This is a genomic window from Comamonas antarctica (assembly GCF_013363755.1).
GTDB lineage: Bacteria > Pseudomonadota > Gammaproteobacteria > Burkholderiales > Burkholderiaceae_C > Comamonas > Comamonas antarctica.
On sequence record NZ_CP054840.1, the window covers coordinates 2,849,576 to 2,871,328 of the forward strand.

The following is a 21,753-nucleotide window of genomic DNA, read 5'->3' on the forward strand; positions in this document are numbered from 1 at the left end:
CGCAGCTCAGCGCCGCGGCTTGCGCTTGGGTTTGCCGCTGGGCGGCTTGGGTCCGCTGGCGGCCTTGCGCACGGAGGCCTTCAGGCCTTCGATGGGCGACGGCGGCGGCAGCGACGGCAGCGAACGCCCGCCACGCGGCTTGCGCCCCGTGGGCATTTCGGCGCCCGACTCCGGGTTGTCGCGTGCATCGCGCTCCTGGCGCTGGCCCGCGAACTCGTCGCGCCGGCCGCGCTGGCCCCGGGCCTCGCGCTTGCCGCCGCTGCGCGCGGGCAGCGCCTCGCCGCCCTCCTGCACCAGCCGGAAATCGATGCGCCGGCCGTCGAGATCGACACGGCTGACCTGCACACGCAGGCGCGAGCCGATGGCATAGCGGATGCCCGAGCGCTCGCCACGCAGTTCCTGGCGCATTTCGTCGAACTTGAAATAGTCTCCGCCCAGCTCGGTGATGTGCACCAGGCCTTCGACATACATCGCATCGAGCGTGACGAAGATGCCGAAGGTGGTCACGGCCGTGACGGTGCCCGAGAACTCCTCGCCCAGGTGCTCGCGCATGTACTTGCACTTGAGCCAGGACTCGACATCGCGGCTGGCCTCGTCGGCGCGGCGTTCGTTGGCGCTGCAATGCAGGCCGGCGGCCTCCCAGGCCTGCAGCTCGGCACCGCCCGCGGGCTTCTTGCGCGGCGCCTGGCCCAGTGCGCTCACGCGGCTTGCCAGGCGCTTGGCCAGCTTGGCGTGCGCCTCGCCCGGCGTGGGCAGCGCCGGCAGGCGGTAGCGCTTGCCTTCGAGCTCGGACTTGATCACGCGGTGCACCAGCAGGTCGGGGTAGCGCCGGATCGGGCTCGTGAAGTGGGTGTAGGCATCGAACGCCAGGCCGAAGTGCCCCTCGTTCACCGGCGTGTAGATGGCCTGCATCATCGAGCGCAGCAGCATGGTGTGGATCTGCGGCGCGTCGGGACGCTCCTTGGTGGCCTGGGCAATCGCCTGGAACTCGGCGGGCTTGGGGTTGTCGCTGATCGACATGCCCACGGCCATGGCCTTGAGGTAGTTGCGCAGCACCTCCTGCTTTTCCAGCGAGGGGCTGTCATGCACGCGGAACAGGCCGTTCTGGCCGCTTTGCGCGATGAAATCGGCGCTGCAGACGTTGGCCGCGAGCATGGCCTCTTCGATCAGCTTGTGCGCCTCGTTGCGCGTGCGCGGGATGATCTTCTCGATGCGGCCGTTGTCGTCGCAGACGATCTGCGTCTCGGTGGTCTCGAAGTCCACTGCGCCGCGCGCCTGGCGCGCCTTGAGCAGCGACTGGTAGACGCCGTGCAGGTTCAGCAGGTCGGGAACGCGCGCACTGCGGCGCTGGGCCTCGGGGCCGCGCGTGTTCGACAGGATGGCCGCGACCTCGGTATAGGTGAAGCGCGCATGGCTGTGCATGACGGCCGGGTAGAACTGGTAGGCGTGGATTTCACCCTTGGCGGTGACCAGCATGTCGCAGACCATGCACAGCCGGTCGACCTCGGGATTCAGCGAGCACAGGCCGTTGCTGAGCTTTTCGGGCAGCATGGGAATCACGCGGCGCGGGAAATACACGCTGGTCGCGCGGTCGTAGGCATCGATGTCGATGGCGCTGCCGGTGCGCACGTAATGGCTCACGTCGGCAATGGCCACCAGCAGGCGCCAGCCCTTGCTGCGGCCGATCTTGGCGGGTTCGCAATAGACCGCGTCGTCGAAATCGCGTGCGTCTTCGCCGTCGATGGTCACCAGCGGCACGTCGGTCAGGTCGATGCGCTGCTTGCGGTCGATCGCGCGCACCTTGTCGGGCAGCGCCTTGGCCTGCTCCAGGCATTCGGGCGAGAACTCGTGCGGCACGTCGTACTTGCGCACCGCGATCTCGATTTCCATGCCGGCGTCGTCGACTTCGCCCAGCACCTCGATGATGCGTCCGACCGGCTGGCCGAACAGCGCCGGCGATTCGGTGAGTTCCGCGACCACGACCTGGCCGGTCTTGGCCGTGCCGGTGGCATTGGCCGGAATCAGCACATCCTGGCCGTAGCGCTTGTCCTCGGGCGCCACCAGCCAGACGCCGCTTTCCTGCAGCAGGCGGCCGATGATGGTCTTGGTCGGGCGCTCGATGATCTCGGTGACGCGGCCTTCGGGCCGGCCGCGCCGGTCGTAGCGCACCACATGCACCTTGACCCGGTCCTTGTGCAGCACGGCACGCATTTCATTGGCCGGGATGAAGATGTCCTTTTCGCCGTCATCGCGCAACACGAAACCATGGCCGTCCCGATGCCCCTGCACGCTGCCTTCGATTTCTTCGGTTGCGCTGGCAGAGTTTGTGCTGAGGTTCATTTTTTTGCTATACAATGTTGATCTTTCCTGAGATGCCCAGGTGGCGGAATTGGTAGACGCACTAGTTTCAGGTACTAGCGAGTAACATCGTGGAGGTTCGAGTCCTCTCCTGGGCACCAAGTTTAACGAGAACCTGTGAAGGTTTTTGAAAAATTCAGGGCCACTGCTACCTCAGTGGTCTTTGATTGCGATTGTGCGATGCGGCAAGGCCGGCACAACAAGTTTTGGGAAATAAATATTTTTGGAAGTTTGGAAAAAAGCGGTTTCTTCTACTGCATAATTCAAATCTTTCCTGAAAGCCCAGGTGGCGGAATTGGTAGACGCACTAGTTTCAGGTACTAGCGAGTAACATCGTGGAGGTTCGAGTCCTCTCCTGGGCACCAAATTCAAAAGGCCGTTGCTTCCTGCAACGGCCTTTTTTGTTTTGCGCAGAAAATTGATGCGTGTCCATGTACATCATCAAAGCGCGGGGTATTGCCGAACGTGAGCCCCCTGCTGCGCTAGCCGCCGGGATGCAGGACCACCTTGGTCCAGCCGTGATCGCGCACGTCGAAGTGCTGGTAGGCGTCCGGCGCCTGTTCCAGCGTCAGTTCGTGGGACACGATGAACGATGGCTTGGCGCGGCCGGCGTGGATCAGGTCGCGCAATGGGCGATTGTAGGCCTTGACGTTGCACTGGCCGGTGGCGACGCGTTGGCCCTTGAACTACAGCTTGCCCCAGTCGAGCGCGAGCTTGCCTTCTTTCTCCAGCTCGTCCGGGCTGTTCGGATCCTCCGGAACGAATACGCCGACCACGCCGATCCCACCGGTGAACTTGACGGAGTTGATCAGGTTGTTCATGGTGAGGTTGGGACGCTCCTGGCGGTGATGATGGTGGTCGTGGCACTGGTAGCCGACGCATTCGCAACCCACGTCCGCGCCAACGCCATGAGTCAGGTCCATGATCCGCTGCACAGGGTCCTCCTTCGCATAATCGATCGCGATCGCACCGATCGACTCGGCAAGCTTCAGCCGGTCGGAATGGCAGTCGACCACCATCACGCTGCAGGCGCCCTTGATCATCGCCGAGTGCGCGGCCATCAGGCCCACCGGCCCGGCGCCGTAGATGACCACTGCATCGCCAGGCTTCATGCCGGCCAGTTCGGTCGCATGCCAGCCGGTCGGAAAGATGTCGGCGCACATCACGTAGTCGGTCTGCCTCTCCTGCGCGTCGGGTGGCAGCTTCAGGCACATGAAGTCGGCCCAGGGCACCCGCAGGAGTTCGGCTTGGCCACCCTGCCAGGGTCCCATGTCGGCAAAGCCGAACGCGCCGCCGGCTATGCCCGGCTCGTTGGCCTTCAGGCAGTATGCGGTCAGGCCGCGTTCACAGTTCTTGCAGTGGCCACAGCTGATATTGAACGGCATGCACACCCAGTCCCCGGGCTTGAGCCGCTCAACCGCCGAACCGACTTCCATGACCACGCCGAGGTTCTCGTGGCCGAAGACGCGGCCCTGCTCGAAATCGGTCCGGCCCTCGTACATGTGCAGATCGGAACCGCAGATGTTGGTGCTGGTAATTTTGACGATGGCATCCGTCGGACCTTCGATCTTGGGATCGGGCACGTTTTCGACGGCGACTTGATTGGGACCGCGATAGACAACAGCTTTCATAGTCTGCTCCTTTGATCCACCAGGAGATGACGGCCCACCTGACGGGCACGGCACTCCCGGCAGCTATCGACAAAAACCCGCAAGCAAGCGCTCGCGGGTGCCTCTACACCGCGGAAGCATCGATTCGCCGCAAGTGCAGGCATACACAGTGAAAGCAGGCCACGAATTATCAAGAGGGCATTCATTTGGTCTTTTTGATTGATCGGCCGATCTCAAAAGCTTGCAACCACGCCCTGCCGCCCACTTTGCAAAGGTGCGGCTCATCGACAACGAAACCCGCAAGCCAGCGGCATGCAGTCCTGCATGCGCATCGCATCGACAGTGGCAGAGTGTGTGTCCTCCACCGCGGGGTGCCGTAATTGGAAAGGTAGCGTCATGCGAACCACGTCCCTGTTTTTCGCACTCGTCTTGGCAGGAGCATGCCTGTCTTGCGGCTCGGCGCCGGCACACGCACACGCACACGCGGCACAGGCGCCACCCGCGGCGCAATCGGAACATCACCGTGCCGATGCGCGGCTGCAGCAGGCAGCCCGGTTCGATCACCAGGTCACCGGCGTGACGGTCAGCGAAACGGGCCGTATCTTCGTCAACTTTCCGCGCTGGACGGAAGATTCGCCTGTCTCGGTCGCTGAACTCATGAAGGATGGGAGCTTGCGTCCTTATCCCAACGAACCATGGAATGCCTGGCGCAATGTACTGCGCGATGAGCTCGATCCATCGGATCACTGGGTGTGCGTGCAGAGCGTGGTGGCCGACGGTCGCGGCAGCGTCTGGGTAGTGGACCCCGCCGCTCCCCCCGTGGATGGCCTAGTACCCGATGGACCGAAGCTGGTACGCATCGATCTCGCCACAGACAGGGTGGCCCAGGTGGTCCGCCTTGGCCAGGATGTCGCAATTCCGGGATCGTACCTGAACGATGTCCGCTTCTCGATTGACGGCAAGCATGCCTTTCTTACCGACGCCGGGCAGCGCGGGGCGCTGGTTGTAGTGGAGCTGGCCAGCGGCAAGGCGCGCCGGGTGCTGGATGGACATCCGTCGACCCAGCCGGAAAAAGGCGTGGTCGTGAGCACCGACGGCAAGCCGCTGCGCTATCCGGACGGGCGCAAGGTGCTTTTCGCCGCCGACAGCATCGCCCTGTCCTCCGACGGTGCCTGGCTGTACTGGAAAGCGCTTACCGGTCACACCCTGTACCGCATCCAGACCGCGGCGCTCACAGGAAAGGGCCTGGCCGGAGCAGATGTCTCCAGCCACGTCCAGGCCTACGGCAAGGTCGGGCCTACGGACGGTCTCTGGATCGGCCGCGGCACCGACACCCTGTATGTCACATCCATCGAGGACAGTGCCATCAAGGCGCGCGACCTGTCCGAGGGTCCGGACGGGCGTCTGCGCACGGTGCTGCAGGATCCGCGGCTGCGCTGGCCCGACACCTTCAGCCAGGGCCCGGACGGCAGCCTGTACGTGACCACCTCGCGTATCCAGGACTCGGCTTTCTTCACCCGGGATGCGCCACCGGCCCTGCCGACCCAGCTATGGCGCCTTCCTCGGCCACGCGACTGACATCCTCGTGCGGCCCGCCCGCGCCGCGAACGCCAAACCTGACCGCATGGCGGGCAAAACACAAGGGGGTTTTTATCATGGCAAACGGTATCTTTGATACACCACGGAGTACGTCATCGCAGCGCGGCCGCCCTGCCGGGGCCGCCTCGGCCGGCGGGACGGGGCAGAACCTGCGCTGGATTCCCATCGCACTGGGCGCCGCCGCGATCGTGGCCGGGCTCGGAGGGCGAAAGAAAGGCGCGGGGGCGCTCATGGTCGCCGCGATCGCCAGCGCCGGCGCGGTCGGCGCGCTGCGCGTGCAGTCCGCGCGTGGGACCGCAAGCGGCCAGCCGGAAGTGGAGCGTTCGATCACGATCAGCAAGACTGCAGATGAACTTCGCCGCTGCTGGCTCGACCCCGGCACGCTGCCCCAAGTCATGGCAGGTTTTGCTTCCGTGCATGCCACTGATGACGGCCGCATGCATTGGAAGCTGGCGGGACCGCTCGGCCGCGCCTGCGAATGGGATACCGAGACAGTCGACCGGGCCGACGAAGGCATCGGATGGCGCGCCCTTTCCGACGGCGCCATCGCGAACGAGGGATGGATCCGCTTTCACCCCGCCCCGGCTGGCCGGGGCACCGTGGTCACGCTGCGGTTTCATTTCAACCCGCCCGGCGGCGCGCTCGGCGAGTGGGTCCTCGAACTCCTGGGAGCCGCGCCTCTGCGCGTGATTGCCGACGGCGCGCTGCGGCGCTTCAAGAGCCTCGTCGAAACCGGCGAGATACCGACTACCGTGCGCCAGCCCGCCGCTCGCGCCGACACACACTGAGGAGCAGCACATGCGAGCACTTTACTGGAACGGCGTGAACGACTTGCGGGTCGGCACGGTGAAGGACCCCGAAATCGTGAACCCCCATGACGCCATCCTGCGCGTCAGCCTGTCGACGACCTGCGGCTCCGATCTGCATTTCATCAACGGCTACATCCCGACCATGCAGGCCGGCGACGTGATCGGCCACGAGTTCATGGGCGTGATCGAGGAAGTCGGCCCCGCGGTCAAGCGCGTGGCGAAGGGCGACCGCGTCGTGGTCCCGTCATTCATCGTGTGCGGCCAATGCTGGTATTGCCAGCAATCTCTCTACTCGTTGTGCGACAACACGCATCCCAAACCCGAATTGCAGGAGCCAATGCTCGGCGGATATCCCACGGCCGGCATCTACGGCTATACCCACGCTTTCGGCGGCTACGCGGGTGCGCACGCGCAATACGTTCGGGTACCGTTTGCCGACAACGACTGCTTCAAGGTCCCCGACGGGGTGGCGGACGAGACAGCGCTGTTTCTATCGGACGCGGCGCCGACCGGCTATATGGGCGCCGATTTCTGCGACATCCGTCCGGGCGACACGGTCGCGGTCTGGGGCTGCGGTGGCGTGGGCCTGATGGCGCAGCAGAGCGCGCGGCTGATGGGCGCCGAGCGGGTGATCGCGATCGACCGTTTTCCCGAGCGATTGCAAATGGCGCGCGAGCACGCCGGCGCCGAGACGATCGACTACACGCAGGTCGACAGCGTTCTGGACGCGCTCAAGGAAATGACGGGCGGACGCGGCCCAGATGCCTGCATCGACGCCGTAGGCATGGAGGCGCACGGCACCGGCCCGCAGTATGCCTATGACGTCGTGAAGCAGGCCCTGCGCCTGGAAACGGACCGCGGACAGGCCCTGCGTGAAGCCATCATGGCCTGCCGCAAGGGCGGCACGCTGTCAGTCCTCGGCGTCTACGGGTTGATCGACAAGTTCCCCATGGGCGCCATCATGAACAAGGGCATGACGGTGCGCAGCGCCCAGCAGCACGGGCAAGCCTACATGGACCGGCTGCTTGCGCACGCACAGAGGGGTGAACTGAACCCGGCCTACCTCGCCACGCACCGTTTCTCGCTCGAGGACGGACCGCACGGTTACGACATGTTCAAGCATAAGAAGGATGGCTGCGTGCGCGCGGTATTCGCGCCATAGAGCCCGCCGCATCCGATGGACAGGCCCCCGAGCGGCGCCGCCCGGGGCTACCGGCGCTGTGCGCACGCTTCTGGAAGCCGGGCTGCTGCTGGCACTCGGGCAATGGTGCTGCAAAAGGCCTGTGGCCAGCTGCCGGCCTTGGCGGCCAGCCCGGCGATCGCGCCAAGCAAAAGGTTTTGTCAGGCGCTCTTAACCGTGGCCTTAAGACCCCACCCTTCGACAGGCTCAGGGGGCCCCGCCCAGGGCGAACGGACAGGCGGGCCGTCAGCCTGCCGTTTGTCACGAGCTCTCCCACCGCTCGTCATGAACCCCCCTCCCCCTCCCGTTCGTCCTGAGCCCGCCTGGGCGGCCCCGTCGAAGGATGAACATCCTGTCCTCAAGCCTTGGACCCTGCCGCCCGTCGACAGGCTCAGGGGGGCCCGCCCAGGGATTACCGGTGTGGATGACCGAATTCCAAGAGCACCCTTGGCCATGCCCTCTCCCGAGCCCGCTCACAGCCCGTAGACCGTTGAAAGAAATTTCGTATTTCTTCTTTTTGGTCCAAAAACGCCCTTTATAATTCGTTCATTCCTGAGATGCCCAGATGGCGGAATTGGTAGACGCACTAGTTTCAGGTACTAGCGAGTAACATCGTGGAGGTTCGAGTCCTCTTCTGGGCACCAAATTCAAAAGGCCGTTGCAACTGCAACGGCCTTTTTCTTTGGGCGTCTGCATGACGCAACGCGCCCCGCCCTGTCCGCGCAGGCGCATGAAAAAAGCCACTCCAAGGAGTGGCTTTTTCGTTGCCGCGAGCAAGCCGGCAGGCTTACTTGCGCAGCAGGGCCTTGAGCGCGTTCTGCAGGCGGCGGGCGCTGCCTTCGTCGCGCGCGCTGGCCAGCACGCGGGCCGCATCCTGGCCCCAGGTCTCGGCCGGCGACGGATCGTTGCGGCGCGTCAGCAGTTGCAGCTGCAGCGTGCGGCGGGCCGTGATCTGCTCGGCGGGCGTGGGCACATCGGCGGCCATTTCCAGGCGCAGCAGGGCTTCGCCCGCATCGCCGCTCACGGGCGCCGCAATCGACTTGGCCCAGGCGCCGCGCACCTGCGGTGTCACGCGGCCGCCCAGTTCCTGCACGCTGGGCAGTTGCTCGGCATCGCGCTTTTCCCAGGCATTGAGCAGCTGGGTCAGGGCTTCGCCATGGGCTTGCACGGCCAGCTTGCGCAGCGCTGCCTGGGCGTGTTCGAGCGCATCGCGCTGCGCGCGGAAGGCCGGATCGGCCAGGCGCGGTCCGCGATCTTCGCGCGGCGCGCGGTCGCTGCGCTCGCCAAAGCGGCCGCCGCGATCACCGCGGTCGCCACGGTCGCCGGGGCGGCCATCGCGGCGCTCACCCGGGCGGCCGGGACGACCGGCAGCCGCAGGCGCTTCCTTCTTCATGCCGGGACGGTCATCGCCACGCACCGCGACCACGGGCTTGGACACCGCCGGCTTCGCGGCGGCTTCGGTATCCGCAGCCGGAGCGGCCTCGGCCTTGGCTGCAGATTCCTGCGCCTGTGCCTGTGCCTGGCTGTGCAGCGCGGCGTCCAGCGCCGTCATGGCCGCACGGATCTGCTGTGCATCGCCGCTGGCGTTGGCGGCTTCGAGCGCCTTCGATGCTTCGAGCACCTGGCGGTCGCGCTCGCTGAGTTCGACCTGGGCACGGCTGTTGCGCTCGCTGCCCTTGCGGTTGAAGGCGTCGTCCAGCGGCTTGCGGAAGGCATCCCAGAGCTTTTGCTCGTGCTTGCGGTCCAGCGGCACGCCCTGCGCCTCGGCCTGCCAGCGCTGCTGCAGGGCCTTGACGGCATCGATGCGCAGCGTCGGGGCTTCGCCCAGCGCCACGGCCTCGTCGATCATTGCGTGGCGGCGGGCCAGGCTGGCCTTTTGCGCCGAATGCAGCGGTGCTTCGGCCGCGGCAATGGCCTGCTTCCACAGGGGCTGCAGCTCGGCAAACATCTTTTCGCCGACATGGCCGCCATCGCGCCAGCGCTCGCCGAACTGGCGCAGGCTGCGCGCCATGCCCTTCCAGTCGGTCGAGGCAGCCTGCTCGGCAGCCCAGGCCTTGACCTCTTCGATCAATTGCACGCGCTGCGCCTTGTTGTTGGCGGCTTCGCTGCGCACGCGGTCCAGCCAGGCCTCGACCACCTTGTGCGCGGCATTGCAGGCCTCGTCGAAACGCTTCCACAGCGCATGGTTGGCGGGCGCGCCCTGGTCCGCCTGCTTCCACTGCTCGCGCAGGTTGCGCAGCGATTCCTGCATCTTGCGGCCACCCAGCGCCTGACCATCGGGACGGTTCAGCAGCGACTCGGCCTGGGCCACGAGTTCTTCGCGCACCGAGTCGGCCTTCCAGCCTTGCCAGCCCTGGGCATCGCCTGCGGCGAGCAGCGCAGCATTGACTTCGGCACCCAGCGCAGCGTCGACATGGCGGCCTTGCTGCTTGAGCACGGCACGCAGCTGGGCCACGGCCTTGGCCTGCTTGCCATTGCCGGCGGCGGCCGGCGCTGCAGGTGCGGCTGCGGGGGCCGCAGCTTCGGCCGGCGCGGCATCGGCCGCCGCGGCATCGGCCCCCGGGGCTTCCACGGGAGCGGATTCGGACGGCGTGGTGTCGGCCACAGGCGCTTCGTCAGCGGCTGCGGCTTCGTCAGCGGCTGCGGCTGCGGGTGCGGGTGCGGGTGCGGCTGCGGGTGCGGGTGCGGCAGCCTTCAGTTCGGCCAGCGCATTGCGCACGGCCTGGAGCGCGGCTTCGACCACTTCCGGCGCCGCCTTGGCAGCAGGCTTGGCGCGCGGGGCGGCGGCCGGCTTGGCGGGGGCGGCAGCGGTCTTGGCAGCCACCACAGCGGCTTCAGCCGGCAGGCCGCGCGCCACGCGCAGCTCGTCGGCCCAGACCGGCACGGGCGGCAACTCGGCCTGCTCGTCGGCGGCTGCGGCCTGCGTCAGCGTCAGTGCCGACTGGAATGCCTCCCAGACCACGAGCAGCTGCTTGCGCGAATTCTCCAGCTGGGGCGGGAACTTCGCATCCACGCTGACCCAGCTCGCATCGCCGGTAAGTTCAGCGGCCTGGGCTTGCCAGTGCGCGACATCGGCGCTCAATGCCTCCAGCGCGGCGGCGGCATCGCGCCAGGGCTTGGTCGACAGCACTTCGATGCGCTGCGCCAGCAGCACCGCGGCTTCGCGCTGCACCTGAACGCGGTGCTGCAGGTCTTCGATGACCTTGACGCGTTCGGCCAGCTGGCTCTTGAACGCAGACAGCGGTTCGCGCGACAGGGCCGCACCGGCCTTGGCCGCATCGCGCTGCCAAGCAGTGGCATCGGCAATGTTCAGGGTTTCGGCAGACAGCAGCTGCTGGGCCTTCTCGGCCCATTCGGCACCGATCTTGTCCTGGGTTTCGAGACGGCGGATTTCATCCAGGCGCTCGCGCACGGCACGCGCCGCGCTCTTGTCACGCACGCTGAGTTCCTTGAACACTTCCTGCAGTTGGTCGTGTGCGGGCTGGGTCGCGAGCCAGTCCCGGATGCGCGAGGCACGCTCACCCGAGGTTTCTGCGGAAAACGCGCCGCCGGTCAGCGCATCAAGAGGATGCGTTTCAGAGGTCTTGGCCAGGGCCGGGTTCACTTCAGGGGCGTCGGACATGTTGCTACGTGGAGAAAGAGGTGACATTGTTCAATGGTATAGGCCCTGGACAGCAGGAGCCTGTGCTGCGCCGCAGGCGGCGCAGCGAATAAAGAAGTATTTTCGCTGTTATTTGCGCGGAGCCCAAACTCAATCACCGCACGGTGTGTTGCAGATCGGGCCACGGTGCCGGTTCGGGCGGAATACACCGCTATATAAGAGCAGCGCAGGGAGTCCGGTGCAGCACCCTTGCGCAGTGCGTCTTGTGCCCGGACAGGACAAGCCATTGTCAGTGACAGCTTCCAGACCTGCAACCGCACCGCATACCCATGTGGGGCAGAGGCCAGTGCATTCAAGCCATGCTGCACGGGCAGGCAAGCCTGGGCGTCCGCGCCCGACCACAACGCAGAGAAAGTGTACAAATAGAAAGCCCGGTCAGCAGTACCACCGCTGACCGGGCTTCACGGCAGGCTCCAAGTCCTATGCCGTAAGGGTTTGCAACCGGGAGAGGATGGTCCTGGTTGCGTGGAAGCATCGATTGCTTCCTGCAGGCCTTCCGAGACAGTTTACGGAGAGGAACTGACAGATTTCAGTGCCGTCCCGCCCTTCAACGCTCTTCCAGCAGTCAACTGCCATGGCAGTCACCGACAGGATAAGCGAGCTGCAACGCAGCAATCCAATGAGTTTTTGCAATGATGGACATGGTTCGATAGACCACCGCAGCCGGCCTTTGACAAGTTCTCCCCAGAAGACAAAACGAGCAAAAACCTGCGTTTGCATACAGTTTTCTTTATTCTGTTTTAATATAACAGCTATTTTTTATAGTATTGACTTCATATTTGAGGAACTCCTAGAATCCGCTTCTCTCGAAAAAGAGACTCTCTTCTTCGCTGCAGCCAGGTGGCCCAGACCACTTCCTTCGATGTCCTACCGGCACCGACCCCAAGGATCGCAGCGCGCCAATCTAGGCATTCGCCCCATGCCCCCTTCACCGGTCCGGCAAAGCGGGGTGATGCCTCTTGAAAGGAATCAACATGCCTGCATCAGCAAAAGTCTTCGCAGCAATGCGAACCTTTGCGTCCGATGTGACCGACGGTTTTCTCGAAATCACCCATAGCGGCTTTGCTCTGCTGGGCCTGGCTGTGGCGTTCGTGGCCATCACGCTGTTTGCCCGTCCAGACCTGCGCCACGAGGGCGAGGCCCAGCTGCGCGACTGGCTTCAGTCGCGCCAGGTGGCCGTGATCGACATGCCGACCGAACCCGATGCGATCGACCGCGCCACGGCCAGCAATCCCAAGGACCTGCCGCGCGAGCAGGCCGCCGTGGCCTTCTGGCTCAGCAAGAAATACAAGGTCGCGCCCGAGCCGCTGGCTTCGCTGGTCTCCGAAGCCTATGCGCTGGGCCAGTCCAACAAGATCGACCCGACGCTGATCCTGGCCATCATGGCCATCGAGTCGAGCTTCAATCCGTTTGCGCAAAGTGCGGTCGGCGCCCAGGGCCTGATGCAGGTCATGACCAGTGTGCATACCGACAAGTACGACAACTTCGGCGGCCGCCTGGCGGCGTTCGATCCCGTGACCAACCTGCGCGTGGGCGTCAAGGTGCTCAAGGACTGCATCGCGCGCGCCGGTTCGGTCGAAGGCGGCCTGCGCCACTATGTCGGCGCGGCCAACCTGGCAAGCGACGGCGGCTATGCCGCCAAGGTGCTGGCCGAGCATGGCCGCCTGCGCCAGGCCGCGGGGCTGCGTGCGCTGCCGGCCACCCCGCCCCAGCCGCTGCTCACCGCCAAGCAGACCACGCCTCTGACCGCGCCCGCCGCCGCCCCGGTGGCCAGCGCCGTCGAGCAGGTGGCACTCAACACCAACCTCTGATCCTCGCCGATTTGCGCGCTGCCGCGGCCGCAGCGCCAGCGAACCCTTTGCCCTGCGGGCCATCTGCGCTCAGCTACACTAGCAGGGTACGCAACTGGCGATAGGCGCAGCCCACCGGGCTGCCGCTGACGTGGAAACCAGCGGATCTCATCCGTGAACCACCGGGGAGCGTACCGCCCAGGCAAACGGATCCGGCCTGAAGCGTTCCGCCGTTCGCCTGGGCAGCCCTTGGCCTCAAGGGACTTCAAGTTCATAGGACTGCCATGTACCACCGCAATATCACTGTTGAAAAAGCCGACCCCGAACTGTTTGCCGCCATCCAGGCCGAAAACCAGCGTCAGGAAGACCACATCGAACTGATCGCCAGCGAGAACTACTGCTCGCCGGCCGTCATGGAAGCCCAGGGCTCCCAGCTGACGAACAAGTACGCCGAAGGCTACCCAGGCAAGCGCTACTACGGCGGCTGCGAGAATGTCGACGTGGTCGAGCAGCTCGCCATCGACCGCGTGAAGCAGCTGTTCGGCGCCGATGCCGCCAACGTGCAACCCAATTCCGGCTCCCAGGCCAACCAGGCCGTGCTGCTGGCCTTTCTCAAGCCCGGCGACACCATCCTGGGCATGAGCCTGGCCGAAGGCGGCCACCTGACCCACGGCATGTCGCTGAACATGTCGGGCAAGTGGTTCAATGTCGTGTCCTACGGTCTCAACGACAAGGAAGAGATCGACTACGACGCGCTCGAAGCCAAGGCCCGTGAGCACAAGCCCAAGCTGATCATTGCCGGTGCTTCGGCCTACGCGCTGCGCATCGATTTCGAGCGCTTCGCCAAGATCGCCAAGGAAATCGGCGCCATCCTGTGGGTCGACATGGCCCACTATGCGGGCCTGATCGCCGCGGGTGTCTACCCCAACCCCGTGCCCCACGCCGACGTGGTCACGACCACGACGCACAAGAGCCTGCGCGGCCCGCGCGGCGGCGTGATCCTGATGAAGGCCGAGCACGAGAAGGCCATCAACTCGGCCATCTTCCCCGGCCTGCAAGGCGGCCCGCTGATGCACGTCATCGCCGGCAAGGCCGTGGCCTTCAAGGAAGCGCTGACGCCCGAGTTCAAGGCCTACCAGGCCCAGGTCGTGAAGAATGCCCAGGTGTTCGCAGAAACGCTGATCGAGCGCGGCCTGCGCATCGTGTCCGGCCGCACCGAAAGCCACGTGATGCTGGTCGACCTGCGCGCCAAGGGCATCACCGGCAAGGCCGCTGAAGCCGCGCTGGGCGCCGCCCACATCACCATCAACAAGAACAGCATCCCCAACGATCCTGAAAAGCCGATGGTGACCAGCGGCATCCGCGTGGGCACGCCCGCCATGACCACGCGCGGCTTCAAGGAAGAAGAGGCGCGCCTGACCGCCAACCTGGTGGCCGACGTGCTGGAAAACCCGAGCGACGAAGCCAACCTCGCCGCCGTGCGCGCCAAGGTCGCGGCACTGACGGCCCGCTTCCCGGTCTACCGCGACTGAGCCTGACGCCCTGCCATGAAGTGCCCTTTTTGCAGCCATCCCGACACCCAGGTGGTCGAGACCCGCGAGGCGGAAGATGGCGGTTTCATCCGCCGCCGGCGCCAGTGCGGTGGCTGCGACAAGCGCTTCACGACCTATGAGCGGCCCGAGGTCAGCTACCCGGCCATCGTCAAGAAGGACGGGCGGCGCATCGAGTACGACCGCAGCAAGTTGAGCGGCTCGTTCTCGCTGGCGCTGCGCAAGCGCCCGGTGAGCACCGAGCAGGTCGACACGGCCATCGAGCGCATCGAGGAGAAGCTGCGCAACCTGGGCATGCGCGAAGTGCAATCCAGCCGCATTGGCGAGCTGGTCATGCATGAGCTCAAGAAGCTCGACAAGGTCGCGTATATCCGGTTTGCAAGCGTCTATCGCAGCTTTGAGGACATCGAGGACTTCAAGAGCGTGATGGACGAGGTGAGGACCTAGAGCCTCGCGCCAACGCCGGCTCGGCTTGCGCCGTAGCTGCGCTGTCCCCCAGAAAAGCTGCTTCGGCAGCTTTTCTTCATTGTGCGCGCAAGCGGGGAACGGCTCAAACGGGCTGCTTGCGCAACCTGAACGCCAGGACCAGCAGCAACACGCCGAAGCAGATCGCAAACCAGCCGATCAGCCAGGTCAACGCAATCGCACCGGCCCCCGGGCGCAGCACGACAAGCAGACCGAAGACGATGGAAAGCAAGCCGGACAGGGCGTGCAGCCATTCCCCCTGGATCTGTTTGCGCAAGCGAATGGCAGCCATGATCTGAAACACGCCGATGGCAATCGCCCAACTGCCGATGATGAAGATCAGCGTGAGCGCCGTCACACCGGGCCAGAAGAACGTGACAATGCCCGCGGCAATGCCCACCAGACCGACAATGATGAGCGGCCACAGCGGTTTGCCGTGCTCACGGATTCGCACTCCGGCCACCAGCGCCAGCACGCCGTCCACCAGCGCATAGGCGCCCCATAGCAGCACCAGCACGGCCAGCGTGGCGGCCGGCATGACCAGGGCCAGCAGGCCGAAGATCAGCGCGCACAGGCCACGCAGCGCAATCCAGCCCCACTCCTTGTGCATGTGCTCCAAGACGCGTTGCTCGATGTTTGCGGCATTCAACGACATGACGACCTCCTGCAGCTTGTACTGAAAAAAGTATAGCCGCGCCCCATGTCCGCGCGCCAGCGGCGGTGACGCTGCCTGCCTGCCGGCAAACGAAGCTTGACAAAAGCGTACAAGCCGCGGCAGCCAGCCCATTTCGCAACGCCCGCACCAGCCCAAAAAAAAATGGCTGCCTCATCGGCAGCCACAGGGCCATCAGAGCAGCGACGAGCGAATCGGCGGCACGCCCTGCTGCACATCGCCGCACTGGGCCCGATGCAGCAGTGCGTGGTCCATGACCACCAAGGCCAGCAGGGCCTCGGCAATGGGCGCGGCGCGGATGCCCACGCAAGGGTCGTGGCGGCCCTTGGTGATGACTTCGGTGGGCTGGCCGTGGATGTCGATGGAGTCGCGCGGGCTCAGGATGGAGCTGGTGGGCTTGATGGCAATCGAGACTTCGAGGTCCTGACCGGTGCTGATGCCGCCGAGCACGCCGCCGGCGTGGTTGCTGGCAAAGCCCGCGGGCGTGAGCGAATCGCCGTGCACCGTGCCGCGCTGGGCCACGCTGGCGAAGCCGACGCCGATCTCCACGCCCTTGACCGCGTTGAGGCCCATCATCGCGTAGGCAATGTCGGCGTCGAGCTTGTTGTAGAGCGGCTGGCCCAGGCCCACGGGCACGCCGCTGGCCTGCACGCGGATGCGCGCGCCGCAGGAGTCGCCGGCCTTGCGCAGCGCATCCATGTAGTCCTCGAAGGCCGAGACATCGGCCACGGGCGCGAAGAACGGGTTGTTCGGCACATGCATCCAGTCCTCGAACGGAATGTCCAGCTCGCCCAGTTGCGTCATGCAGGCGCGGAACTCGGTGCCGAACTGGGCCTTGAGCCACTGCTTGGCCACGGCGCCCGCGGCCACGGTGGGGGCCGTGAGGCGCGCCGACGAGCGACCACCGCCGCGCGGATCGCGGATACCGTACTTGTGCCAGTAGGTGTAGTCGGCGTGGCCCGGGCGGAAGCTCTCGACGATGTTGGCGTAGTCCTTGCTGCGCTGGTCGGTATTGCGGATCAGCAGCGCGATCGGCGTGCCCGTGGTCTTGCCTTCATAGACGCCGGACAGAATTTCCACCGCATCGGGCTCCTGGCGCTGGGTCACATGGCGGCTAGTGCCCGGACGGCGGCGGTCCAGGTCATGCTGGATCATGGCCTCGTTCAAGGGCATGCCCGGCGGGCAGCCGTCGATCACGCAGCCAATGGCCGGGCCGTGGGATTCACCGAAATTGGTGACGCTGAATAGGGTTCCGAAGGTATTGCCGCTCATGGCGGGCAATTATGCCGGGGTATGGGGGGCTGGGGCGCCCCCCGGACATCAAAGGTACGATGGGCAAGCCAAGTTGCCGACCTCGAGGCCGGGATGTTCATCCTTCGACAGGCTCAGGACGAACGGCCAATACCCCGAAACCTGATCTATTCAGCGCCCTGGCGCTCGCCTTCGGGCCAGTCGCGGATGTAGGCCTTGAGCATGCGGTTCTCGAAGTTCTGGCTGTCGACGACGGCCTTGGCGACGTCGTAGAAGCTGATCACGCCCATCAGCATGCGCTTGTCCATGACCGGCATGTAGCGCGCATGGCGGTCGAGCATCATGCGGCGGACTTCGTCCATTTCGGTTTCCAGCGTGCAGGTCAGCGGCGCGTCGTCCATGGCGGTGCGCACCAGCGTCGTGCCGGCCGCGTTCTTGACCAGGGCCTGGATGACCTCGCGGAAGGTCAGCATGCCCACGACGTCCGAGTGTTCCATCACCACCAGCGAGCCAATGTCCTTCTCGGCCATCGTCTCCACTGCGCGGCTCAGCGGCTCGTCGGGGGAAATGGCGTACAAGGTGTTGCCCTTGACGCGAAGAATGTCACGTACTTTCATGCTGTGTCTCCGGCTGTTGCCGCTGGGAATGGAGTGGCCTCCTGATGGTTATCGATCTTAGCCGACAAAGCCGCGCGGCAAGCCGGTGGCGCGGCCATTCGGGCGTCGGCACCGAGGTCGGCGCGGTGCGCGCGCGCTCCGGCTTGGCAGATGGTCCATGCATAATCGTTGGCCCGGGCTGCGTCCCGGAGCACCACTGCGATTGACACTATTCTGGAGACAAGATGCCCGGTTATTCTGACCCCGGCTTCGATACGCTGAGCCTGCATGCGGGCACCCAGCCCGATCCCGTCACCGGCGCGCGTGCCGTGCCCATCCATCTCACGACCTCGTTCGTGTTCGAGTCCAGCGACCATGCGGCCTCGCTGTTCAACCTGGAGCGGCCGGGCCATGTCTACAGCCGCATCAGCAACCCGACCAATGCCGTGCTCGAGCAGCGCGTGTCGGCGCTCGAAGGCGGCGTGGGCGCAATTGCCGTGGCCAGCGGCCAGGCGGCGCTGCACCTGTCGGTGGCCACGCTGATGGGCGCGGGCAGCCACATCGTTGCCAGCACGGCGCTCTACGGCGGCAGCCAGAACCTGCTGCACTACACGCTGGCGCGCTTCGGCATCGAGACCACCTTCGTCAAGCCCGGCGACATCGACGGCTGGAAGGCCGCGGTGCGCCCCAACACCAAGCTGTTCTTTGGCGAGACCGTGGGCAATCCAGGCCTGGACGTGCTCGACATTCCCACCGTGTCGCAGATCGCACACGAGGCCGGCGTGCCGTTGCTGGTCGACTCGACCTTGACCTCGCCCTGGTTGATGAAGCCCCTGTCGCTGGGCGCGGACATCGTCTACCACTCGGCGACCAAATTCCTCTCGGGCCATGGCACGGTGATCGGCGGCGTGATCGTCGACGGCGGCAGCTTCGACTGGGAACGCTCGGGCAAATTCCCCGAACTCACGGCGCCCTATGACGGCTTCCACAACATGGTGTTCACCGAGGAAAGCACCGTTGGCGCCTTCCTGCTGCGCGCGCGCCGCGAAGGCCTGCGCGACTTCGGCGCCTGCATGAGCCCGCATACCGCCTGGCTGATCCTGCAGGGCATCGAGACCCTGCCGCTGCGCATGGAACGCCACATGCGCAACACCGAGAAGGTGGTGCAGTTCCTGGCCAGCCATCCGCTGGTGAGCCGCGTCGGCCACCCGATGCTCGAGAGCCACCCCAGCCATGCGCTGGCCAAGAAGCTGCTGCCGCGCGGCGCGGGTTCGGTGTTCAGCTTCGACATTGCCGGCAACCGCAACCAGGGCAAGAAGTTCATCGAGACGCTCAAGGTGTTCAGCCACCTCGCCAACGTCGGCGACTGCCGCTCGCTGGTGATCCACCCGGCCAGCACCACGCACTTCCGCATGGACGACGACGCGCTGGCCAATGCCGGCATCGGTCAGGGCACGATCCGCCTGTCGATCGGCCTCGAGGATGCCGACGACCTCATCGACGATCTCAAGCGCGCGCTCAAGGCCGCGGAAAAAGCAGTATAGGAGGCACGCATGAACATCGAAGTCAACGGCCACTCCATCTATGCCTACACCGGCGGCAAGGCACTGCGCGCGGGCCAGCCCACGGCCATTCTGATCCACGGCGTGCTGTGCGACCACAGCGTCTGGGCGCTGCAAAGCCGCTACCTCGCCAACCACGGCTGGAACGTGCTGGCCCTCGACCTGCCCGGCCACTGCCGCAGCCAGGGCGCGGCGCCGCAAAGCGTCGAGGAAGCCGCGCGCTTCATTGCCGACCTGATGGATGCCGCAGGGCTGGACAAAGCCGCGCTGGTCGGCCATAGCTGGGGCAGCCTGATTGCACTGCAGGCCGCGGCCGACCTCGGCGAACGCGTGAGCCATCTCGCGCTGGTGGGCACCGCGCATCCAATGAAGGTCTCGCCGGCGCTGCTGCAGTCGGCGCTGGACACGCCCGAGCAGGCGATCCAGATGGTCAACACCTTCTCGCGCGCGACGCTGGCGCCGCCGGGCGGCGCGGGCAGCTGGGTGTTCGGTGCGGGCGTGGCGCTGGGCCGGCGCGTGCTGGCCAGCAATGCGCGGCAGAACCTGCTGCATACCGGGTTTGTCGCCTGCGACCGCTACAGCGGCGGTGAAGCGGCGATTGCCGCCATCACCTGCCCGGTGCTGTTTGCGCTCGGCGTCCAGGACCAGATGACGCCGCCCAAGGGCGCGCAGGCACTGTTCCAGGCGGCCCAGGCCGCGGGCCGGAATCCGCAGCGCGTCATGCTGCCCATGGGGCACAACCAGATGACGGAATCGCCGGACGAAACGCTGTTTGCGCTGCGGGATTTCCTGAAGGCGGCCTGAGCTTCAGGCTGCGCAGCAAGCCCCGCCGTCGCGAGACGAGCGGGGCTTGTTCATTCAGAACGTGATGTACACCGATGGCGCGCTGCGTCGGGCCTCGCCATGGAACACGGCCTCGATGTTGTTGCCATCGGGGTCGATCACGAAGGCGGCGTAGTAGTTCGGGTGGTAGGGGCGCACGCCCGGCGCGCCATTGTCCTGCCCGCCATGGGCCAGCGCGGCCTGGTAAAACGCGTCGACCATGGCGCGGTCGCGCGCCTGGAAGGCCAGGTGGTGGCGACCGGTCAGCCGGCCCTGGGCCGCCGCGCTGTCAGCGGTGGAGACAAACAGCTCATCGGCCCAGAAGAAGCCCTCGCCCTCGCCGCCCATCGGCACCTGCAGCGCCGCCAGCACGGCGGTATAGAAGGACTTGGATTTGTCCAGATCGCGCACCACCAGCTGGATATGGTCGATCAGGCGGCCGCGGTGGATTTCCTGTGTTTCCATGCTTCACTCCCGGGTCAGGTTGGCAAGAGGGGTCGGCTTGACGGCCGAGGCGATCGCCGGTTCGGGCAGCGCCAGCGGCGGCGTGGGCGCGGCGGCCGTGGGCAGGGCCTGGCGCAGCGTGAGTTCGTCCCAACGGCCCTGCTCCCACAGCGCCTCGGTGCTCGGCGTGCGCTCCACCAGCAGATGCTCCAGCAGCGGCGCCAGCGGCGTGGTGTCGGGATCGCAGATCAGCACGTAGCGGGCTTCGTGCTCGTCGAGCGCGCGGGTCTGGCCTTCGTCGGGCAGCATGCCCAGCCAGCGCACGGCGGTGAGCGCCGCCAGGGTCGGCTCGAGCTGCAGCGCATCGACGCGCAGGCGCCGCGCCAGCGCCAGCGCCGACATGCCGCGCCCCGGGTGCTGGCGCTGCTCCTCCAGGACCGCCACGGCTTCAAGCGCCAGCTCGAAGCTCCAGCCGCGGTGCGAGGAACTGCGCGCCATGCCCGCGAGCAGGCTGGGCAGATAGGCGGTGACCACGGCGCCGAGCAGGAAGATCACCCAGGCGACGTAGATCCAGATCAGCAGGATGGGCACGGTGGCGAACGTGCCGTAGATCGCCGAATAGGTCGGCACCGAGGCCAGGTACAGCGCCAGCACCTTCTTTGCCAGCGCCATGCCGATGGCGACAAACAGGCCGCCGACCAGCGCATGGCGCCATTTGACCGGCGTGTTGGGCACATAGTGGTAGAGCGCCGCCATCGCACCCGACAGCAGCAGGAACTCGATGGAGTTGAACGCCATCTGCACCGCCTCGGGCAGCGCCGCCACCAGGCCGCGCGAGGCGTAGAGCACATAGGAGGTGGTGGCAATGCTGCCGCCCATCATCAGCGGCCCGAGCGTGACCACGGCCCAGTAGATCAGCAGCCGCTGGCCCAGCGAGCGCATGCGCTGCACGCGCCAGATGTTGTTGAGCGTGCGGTCGACGGTGAGGATCAGGCTGATCACCGTCACCAGCAGCACGCCGAAGCCCACGCCGCCGAGCTGGCTGGCCTTGGCCGCGAACTGGAACAGGTAGTCCATGACCTGCTGGGCGATGGCATCGGGAATCAGGCTGTCGATCAGCCAGCGCTGCAGCGTGAGCTGCAGCCGGCCAAAGGTGGGAAACGCGGTGAACACCGCGAGCGCGACGGTCACGAACGGCACCAGCGCCAGCAAGGTGGTGAAGGTCAGGCTGCTCGCGGTGAGGCCCAGCCGGTCTTCGCGAAAGCGCGCCGACAGCGTGTGCGCGGTGTTGCGCCAGGGAAAGGTCGACAGCGTGTGGGCCAATTGGCGCCAGCGCGCATGCGCTCGGTGAAAGGTCAAGGCCATGGCCGATATGATGCCATC

General features: G+C 65.8%; 15 protein-coding genes, 3 tRNA genes, 1 pseudogene and 1 riboswitch. Of the genes and pseudogenes, 11 read left to right on the top strand and 8 right to left on the bottom strand.

The features are described from left to right. Nucleotides 1-6: 6 nt before the first annotated feature. Complete coding sequence (rnr, locus tag HUK68_RS13150; protein ID WP_175504569.1) at nt 7-2,340, bottom strand: ribonuclease R; 2,334 nt, start codon at nt 2,338-2,340, stop codon at nt 7-9. Between the two features lie 34 nt (nt 2,341-2,374). On the opposite strand from rnr, the gene HUK68_RS13155 reads away from it, so the two are divergent. Both HUK68_RS13155 and HUK68_RS13160 read left to right on the top strand, forming a co-directional pair. Next, nucleotides 2,375-2,459 (top strand) — tRNA-Leu (locus HUK68_RS13155). Between the two features lie 179 nt (nt 2,460-2,638). Further along, nucleotides 2,639-2,723 (top strand) — tRNA-Leu (locus HUK68_RS13160). 117 nt (nt 2,724-2,840) lie between these two features. Here HUK68_RS13160 and HUK68_RS13165 read toward each other — a convergent pair. Next, nucleotides 2,841-3,989, bottom strand: a pseudogene (locus HUK68_RS13165) (glutathione-independent formaldehyde dehydrogenase). Between the two features lie 375 nt (nt 3,990-4,364). Here HUK68_RS13165 and HUK68_RS13170 point away from each other — a divergent pair. From HUK68_RS13170 to HUK68_RS13185, 4 genes are all read left to right on the top strand, one after another. Beyond that, the gene (locus HUK68_RS13170) at nt 4,365-5,546 is read left to right on the top strand and encodes an L-dopachrome tautomerase-related protein (RefSeq protein ID WP_175504570.1); all 1,182 of its coding nucleotides are present in this window, start codon (nt 4,365-4,367) and stop codon (nt 5,544-5,546) included. 77 nt (nt 5,547-5,623) lie between these two features. Then, nucleotides 5,624-6,355, top strand: coding sequence for an SRPBCC family protein (locus tag HUK68_RS13175; protein WP_175504571.1), 732 nt, complete (start codon nt 5,624-5,626; stop codon nt 6,353-6,355). A 10-nt stretch (nt 6,356-6,365) separates the two neighbouring features. Further along, complete coding sequence (locus HUK68_RS13180; RefSeq protein WP_175504572.1) at nt 6,366-7,538, top strand: zinc-dependent alcohol dehydrogenase; 1,173 nt, start codon at nt 6,366-6,368, stop codon at nt 7,536-7,538. A gap of 577 nt (nt 7,539-8,115) precedes the next feature. Continuing rightward, nucleotides 8,116-8,200 (top strand) — tRNA-Leu (locus HUK68_RS13185). 143 nt (nt 8,201-8,343) lie between these two features. Here HUK68_RS13185 and HUK68_RS13190 read toward each other — a convergent pair. Then, entirely contained in the window at nt 8,344-11,178 is a 2,835-nt protein-coding gene (locus HUK68_RS13190; RefSeq protein ID WP_175504573.1) for a DUF349 domain-containing protein, read from the bottom strand. Between the two features lie 1,013 nt (nt 11,179-12,191). Here HUK68_RS13190 and HUK68_RS13195 point away from each other — a divergent pair. The 3 genes from HUK68_RS13195 to nrdR all read left to right on the top strand — a co-directional run bounded on the left by HUK68_RS13195 (nt 12,192) and on the right by nrdR (nt 15,004). Continuing rightward, entirely contained in the window at nt 12,192-13,028 is an 837-nt protein-coding gene (locus HUK68_RS13195; RefSeq protein ID WP_175504574.1) for a lytic transglycosylase domain-containing protein, read from the top strand. Between the two features lie 80 nt (nt 13,029-13,108). After that, a riboswitch (ZMP/ZTP riboswitch) is annotated at nt 13,109-13,258 on the top strand. Between the two features lie 33 nt (nt 13,259-13,291). Further along, a complete protein-coding gene (gene glyA / locus HUK68_RS13200) occupies nt 13,292-14,539 on the top strand; it encodes a serine hydroxymethyltransferase (protein ID WP_175504575.1) in 1,248 nt (415 codons plus the stop codon). A 15-nt stretch (nt 14,540-14,554) separates the two neighbouring features. Beyond that, nucleotides 14,555-15,004 (top strand): transcriptional regulator NrdR, encoded by a 450-nt coding sequence (gene nrdR / locus HUK68_RS13205; protein ID WP_175504576.1) that lies wholly within the window; start codon nt 14,555-14,557, stop codon nt 15,002-15,004. 103 nt (nt 15,005-15,107) lie between these two features. Here nrdR and HUK68_RS13210 read toward each other — a convergent pair whose 3' ends face one another. The 3 genes from HUK68_RS13210 to HUK68_RS13220 form a co-directional block, all read right to left on the bottom strand. Continuing rightward, the gene (locus HUK68_RS13210; RefSeq protein ID WP_175505840.1) at nt 15,108-15,677 is read right to left on the bottom strand and encodes an HdeD family acid-resistance protein; all 570 of its coding nucleotides are present in this window, start codon (nt 15,675-15,677) and stop codon (nt 15,108-15,110) included. Between the two features lie 192 nt (nt 15,678-15,869). Beyond that, on the bottom strand, nt 15,870-16,967 hold the full coding sequence (aroC, locus tag HUK68_RS13215) for a chorismate synthase (RefSeq protein WP_175504577.1): 1,098 nt from the start codon (nt 16,965-16,967) through the stop codon (nt 15,870-15,872). Nucleotides 16,968-17,113: 146 nt separating this feature from the next. After that, nucleotides 17,114-17,563: a CBS domain-containing protein gene (locus HUK68_RS13220; RefSeq protein ID WP_175504578.1), complete on the bottom strand. Its 450-nt coding sequence runs from the start codon at nt 17,561-17,563 to the stop codon at nt 17,114-17,116. 224 nt (nt 17,564-17,787) lie between these two features. Between HUK68_RS13220 and HUK68_RS13225 the strand changes: the two genes are divergently transcribed. Continuing rightward, nucleotides 17,788-19,086, top strand: coding sequence for an O-acetylhomoserine aminocarboxypropyltransferase (locus tag HUK68_RS13225; protein ID WP_175504579.1), 1,299 nt, complete (start codon nt 17,788-17,790; stop codon nt 19,084-19,086). A 9-nt stretch (nt 19,087-19,095) separates the two neighbouring features. Beyond that, on the top strand, nt 19,096-19,908 hold the full coding sequence (locus HUK68_RS13230; RefSeq protein ID WP_175504580.1) for an alpha/beta fold hydrolase: 813 nt from the start codon (nt 19,096-19,098) through the stop codon (nt 19,906-19,908). Nucleotides 19,909-19,962: 54 nt separating this feature from the next. On the opposite strand, the gene HUK68_RS13235 is transcribed toward HUK68_RS13230, so the two are convergent. Further along, nucleotides 19,963-20,391, bottom strand: a complete 429-nt coding sequence (locus HUK68_RS13235; protein WP_175504581.1) for a VOC family protein — start codon at nt 20,389-20,391, stop codon at nt 19,963-19,965. Between the two features lie 3 nt (nt 20,392-20,394). Further along, nucleotides 20,395-21,735: a YihY family inner membrane protein gene (locus HUK68_RS13240; RefSeq protein WP_175504582.1), complete on the bottom strand. Its 1,341-nt coding sequence runs from the start codon at nt 21,733-21,735 to the stop codon at nt 20,395-20,397. Between the last annotated feature and the right edge of the window lie 18 nt (nt 21,736-21,753).